Below are 4,688 nucleotides of genomic sequence, written 5' to 3'. Positions count from 1 at the left end.
TCTTGTTTTGTCGAACTCTTCGCCAGAATCAAAGGTCATTAATTCTTCTTTTGGTGTATCGATATAACCTAAAAGATAAAGTACCGAGACTTCTAAAATTGAAGCTATTTTGCTTAATTTCTTTTCACTAAGAGATGTTGATCCATTTTCCCAATTAACAACAGTTCTTTGAGATTTAACTCCCATTTTGTTAGCTAATTCATCCATAGTCAACCCTTTTTCTTTTCGTGCTTGTTTAATTCGTTCTGAAGTTATAGACATTTTACCACTCCTTTTTCGATAATTATAACTTATTTTTCTCAATACAGCAAATTATTTTCTATAAACGCTTGACACAGAAAATTATTTACCGTATTATGGAGATACAGCAAAATAATTTCTGTAAAAATAAAAGGAGGTATTTACTTATATGCTAAAAGTAACAGATATTCAGGCTAAAGCAATAAGGAGGAAGAGGGCTGATTTAGGTTTAACAAAAAAACTAGCGTGCAGAGAAATTGGCATTGGTTATGTAACGTTAAATAATATTGAACGTGGGGACTATATGACGAAGCCTAGTATTTATGTAAAGGTTATGGAGTGGCTCGCAAAAGATTATTGAAACAACAAAAAAAGTCCTCACCAACCAAAGTAGAGACTTTTTAAACTATTAGTAATGCAAGCCTTACAGGGCTTTGCTTACTCTATTATATCAAAAGTAGAGGATACACACAAATGAACAATACAATAGACGTATTACTTCCCACTCACGGCATACAGGCTGGCTCACAGGCGCAGTTTAACCATGCTACTCATAAATGGACGGTATGGACTAAACAAGGGCTAGAGCGTTCATATAATGACGTTGTCGCATTCGCTAGATTTATGACGAGAGGTTAAGGACATGGCAAATAAAACACTAAAAATTCACGATCTAAAACAAACCATTATCATTACAACCGATAAGAAAAAAATGATGGTTAATAAATGTGGGCTACCATTAAATTTAAAAGTGCCGAAAGGTTACATTATCAACAAACAAGCCAAGCGAGATAGTAAAACTAGCTATGGTCACAGTGTTTGTGACAGTCTTTTCTTAAGCGCTTATGAAAGAGCCAGCAATAGTGATATGAACTCAGGTCACTCAGTTTTAGTTGGAATAGAATTATATTGGTCAGGATATGCTAGAGGTGTCAGAGAGCAACGACAAGCCCAGCGAGATAAAAAAGTGACTGCCTTTGATTTGATAGGTGCTGACGATATTCAAGCACTTTCTTCTGAAATTGGGGTAGATCCTAATATCTTGGCAAATGGTGTTATGGAGATTATTGCTAAACAGAATAGTGGGGTAAATAAATGAGTAATGAGTTTGACCCTCTGACGACCTTGACCAGCCGTTTACTTGCTGAGGATATAATTAAGCGTGTTAATGATTATGAAGCCACACGGGTTAAATTAAAGGCTACCACACGAGTATTACCGTATATCTCTAAACAACAAGCAATGGACGAATTAGATATATCAGACGGTACATTATCTAACTTTGAAAAACATGGGTTAAAGCGGTACAAGCCTAAGTATAAGACATCATTAATCTATTACTTGATTGACGATATATGCCAGTTTGTCGCATTGGATAATTAAAGGGGGTGTTAAGATGACTAAATTTAATCAAGTATCTTGTGACACCACCAAGATTTGAGACCACGGTTAAAGTATTGGGTACATTTAAACCATAAATAAAATAGAAATTTGTCAGGCAAGGCAATTGAGGTATGAGAAATGAAACTTAAAGACTTAGCGGTAAATGGCTATACTTTGGCCAGTCTTGATTGGATAGATCAACTAGTTGAGGGGTAGAACTATGACACCAAAAGAACAAGCCTTATTTTGTATAAGCCAAGGTATTCATGTTATCGCAGGGTACCCAGCAGGCAAGAGCGAACGGGCTATTTTAAAAGGAACGGTAGAAGGTACGTTAAGCAGTGACTTAGCTTGTAGCTGGTTTGATGAAATACCTAACAGGAATATTCTGATAAACCTAAAAAATAGTGGTCTAATCTGCATCGATTTAGACCAACACAAGGACGGTCAAAACGGTGTGAAAGCATTTAATGCTTTATGGCAAACTCACAATAAAGATAAGCCGTTAAACACTTATGTTGAAAAGACACCAACTGGTGCTGGAGTACATATTTTCTTTAAAGTACCGATTGAGACTTTCTCTAAGCCTATTGTAAGCGAGTTGATGGACGGTGTGGAGATTAAAACACACTTTACACCCATCTATCCCAGTAAGCGAACTGATGGCGATTACCAGCCTTTTAATAGTGATGACACCCTAGCAAGTATTGCGGATTGTCCTAGCTGGTTACTTGATATGATCCACAAGCCACCTAAACGGCAAGTAGCATCTAAATTAGGTAAACGCACTTATAGTGCTGAAATGTGGGAGCTGTTTAATAGTGGCGCAAGTGAGGGTAGACGTAACATCGATACTAACAAGGTCTTACATTATTGGCGCAAGATTGGTATAGAGCCTAGTGCTTGCATGGACCTATTACAGGCTTTCAATACTAAAACTAGTCCGCCCTTAGATGACAAGGAGCTAACCGCAATATGGGAAAGTGTATTTAAGATGGTATAGAAAGGGATAAATGGCATCAGAAAAATTAATTGAATTAGCAAAAAACACACCAAAAGCCCGACAAGATGATGAGTTACCAAAATGGGCTGGGTATGATGAAAAAGGTAACTTAAAAATAAACGCTTCTCTCTTGGGTTATGAAATCATGAAAGAAGTTCCTATGATACGATCTAATGAATTATCTTATGGGGCAAGGTTTGACAAAACAACTGGGGCGTGGAGGATGGATAGTCTAGGAGATTACTTAGATGGTTATATCACTAAAAAACTAGAAACCGTTGGGAAATGGTCACAACAGAAATTGTCTGAGACTAAGAAATTTATCATGATTAAAATCTTTGATGAAAAGATGAAAGACAATCCTTTTAACCATAGTAAACCTTATCTTGTGAATTTCAAGAATGGTACTTATAATTTGAATACCAATCAAATGAAACCACACGATATTAAAGACTATATCATGCAAAGCCACAACTATTCTATCGATCCAGATACTAAAGAAGTGCCTATTAAGACAATAGAATGGTTAAAAAATTTGACTGGTGATAGTGATAGCGTTAAATATTTACTAGAGATGATAGGCTATTGCTTTTATCGGAGTTATGCACCTTTTCAGACCATCACAATATTACAAGGTGCTGGAGCTAATGGGAAGTCAACGTTTTTAGAGTATCTAACTAAAGTATTATGCCACGAAAATATTAGTAATGTGACCTTACAGGATTTAGGCAATGCGCAGAATCGTTTTGCAAGTAGCAATCTATTTCAGAAGTTAGCTAATATATTTGCGGATGTTGATTCAGAGTTTATTAAGTCAACTGGTGTATTAAAGGCTTTAACTGGTGGAGATAGATTATCAGCCGAACAAAAGGGAAAAGATGCCTTCATGTTTGTGAACTTTGCTAAGTTGATATTTAGTGCTAATGAACTACCAGCCTTTAATGATTTTACATTGGGTTTTGAGAGACGGTTATATGTTGTTCCGTTTGGTTGTGTTATAGATGATGCTTTTAAACAGAAACATGATTTGAAAGCAATTGAAGCAGAGATACCATTACTTGCTTTATATAGTATGAATATGTTCAAGTCTGCTTTAGAACGAAAAGAGTTGACTGTATCTGATAGGATGCAAGAAGTCAAAGATAAATGGCTGAAAGATTCTAACCATGTTTTGAGATTTATTGAAGAAGAATGTTACATAGATAAAACTAGAAACTCAGGTGGATCATCAAGAACAACTTATGAAATGTACGAGAATTTTTGTTTTAAGGAAAGTATCAAGAAACTATCACAACCTAAATTTACTAAACAACTTGAAAAAATGGGTATTTATAAAAAGAATACTCGAGAAAATGGTAGCAGGATTTGGAGGTATATTCACTTATTTTGGAATGAAAATCAATAAATAATTGTATGCCCCTACTATAAGTTAGAAAAAGTTGTACCATCTGTACCATTAGTGATAAATCTATATATATCAAGGGTTTAAAGCATATGTGTTTCTAAATTTACTTGTACCATACCTGTACCACGCTTGTACCACTCTATAAATGGTACAAGTCTGGTACAACAATGGTACGGGTGATGTTAGAGAAAGAGAACCCACAAACCCTTTAATATCAATGCTTTACGGAGTCGGTACAAGTGGTACAAGTATTTTGAAGTTATTATGTACTGGATAAAAAATAGAAAATTGGAGAAAAATTTTAATGAATCAAACTAAATATTATACATTTCACTTTATTAATGGCGATACATTACATGAGAGTGTCAATGTGCAAGCTTTAAATAATGCTTTGCGAGACATCAACTCAACAGAACCAGACAATGAACCTGAGCCACTGATTACAGAAACAGGTAAGATTATCATTTTAAATAATGTAACTTACATTGATTGAGGTGCTAGATGATAAATGACTATATCAGAGCAGATCGCTCAGCATGGAGCAGACCACCATGAACCATGAATTTTCACTACATTTTACTACTATAATTCTACTAACAAATAAATACAGGAGAAACCATAATGAAAACATTTGAAGAAATTGAAACTAAACTATTA

The 4,688-nt window shown here is 35.1% G+C and carries 8 protein-coding genes; 7 read left to right on the top strand and 1 reads right to left on the bottom strand.

Features of this window, described 5'->3' with window-relative positions:
• Nucleotides 1-261 (bottom strand): helix-turn-helix domain-containing protein (locus RU86_RS11365; protein ID WP_143468125.1); only part of this gene is annotated, 261 nt, incomplete at its 3' end.
• 148 nt (nucleotides 262-409) lie between these two features.
• Here RU86_RS11365 and RU86_RS11360 point away from each other — a divergent pair.
• The 7 genes from RU86_RS11360 to RU86_RS11335 all read left to right on the top strand — a co-directional run bounded on the left by RU86_RS11360 (nucleotide 410) and on the right by RU86_RS11335 (nucleotide 4,524).
• The gene (locus RU86_RS11360) at nucleotides 410-601 is read left to right on the top strand and encodes a helix-turn-helix domain-containing protein (RefSeq protein WP_096815401.1); all 192 of its coding nucleotides are present in this window, start codon (nucleotides 410-412) and stop codon (nucleotides 599-601) included.
• Nucleotides 602-714: 113 nt separating this feature from the next.
• Nucleotides 715-879: a hypothetical protein gene (locus tag RU86_RS12145; RefSeq protein WP_179296284.1), complete on the top strand. Its 165-nt coding sequence runs from the start codon at nucleotides 715-717 to the stop codon at nucleotides 877-879.
• 4 nt (nucleotides 880-883) lie between these two features.
• Nucleotides 884-1,339 (top strand): hypothetical protein, encoded by a 456-nt coding sequence (locus RU86_RS11355; protein ID WP_096815400.1) that lies wholly within the window; start codon nucleotides 884-886, stop codon nucleotides 1,337-1,339.
• Nucleotides 1,336-1,623, top strand: a complete 288-nt coding sequence (locus RU86_RS11350) for a hypothetical protein (RefSeq protein WP_096815399.1) — start codon at nucleotides 1,336-1,338, stop codon at nucleotides 1,621-1,623. Before RU86_RS11355 ends, RU86_RS11350 begins: the two co-directional genes overlap by 4 nt.
• A gap of 220 nt (nucleotides 1,624-1,843) precedes the next feature.
• The gene (locus RU86_RS11345) at nucleotides 1,844-2,626 is read left to right on the top strand and encodes a bifunctional DNA primase/polymerase (protein ID WP_096815398.1); all 783 of its coding nucleotides are present in this window, start codon (nucleotides 1,844-1,846) and stop codon (nucleotides 2,624-2,626) included.
• Nucleotides 2,627-2,636: 10 nt separating this feature from the next.
• Nucleotides 2,637-4,031 carry a DNA primase family protein gene (locus RU86_RS11340; protein WP_096815397.1) on the top strand — a complete coding sequence of 465 codons (1,395 nt, stop codon included), beginning with the start codon at nucleotides 2,637-2,639 and terminating at the stop codon, nucleotides 4,029-4,031.
• 304 nt (nucleotides 4,032-4,335) lie between these two features.
• The gene (locus tag RU86_RS11335) at nucleotides 4,336-4,524 is read left to right on the top strand and encodes a hypothetical protein (protein WP_096815396.1); all 189 of its coding nucleotides are present in this window, start codon (nucleotides 4,336-4,338) and stop codon (nucleotides 4,522-4,524) included.
• The last annotated feature ends 164 nt before the right edge of the window (nucleotides 4,525-4,688 follow it).

Origin of the sequence: Pseudolactococcus piscium, from assembly GCF_002441695.1 — a bacterium.
Lineage (GTDB): Bacteria > Bacillota > Bacilli > Lactobacillales > Streptococcaceae > Pseudolactococcus > Pseudolactococcus piscium.
The sequence above is the reverse complement of the archived record's forward strand: the minus strand, read 5'-3'. Positions and strand labels throughout refer to the sequence as shown.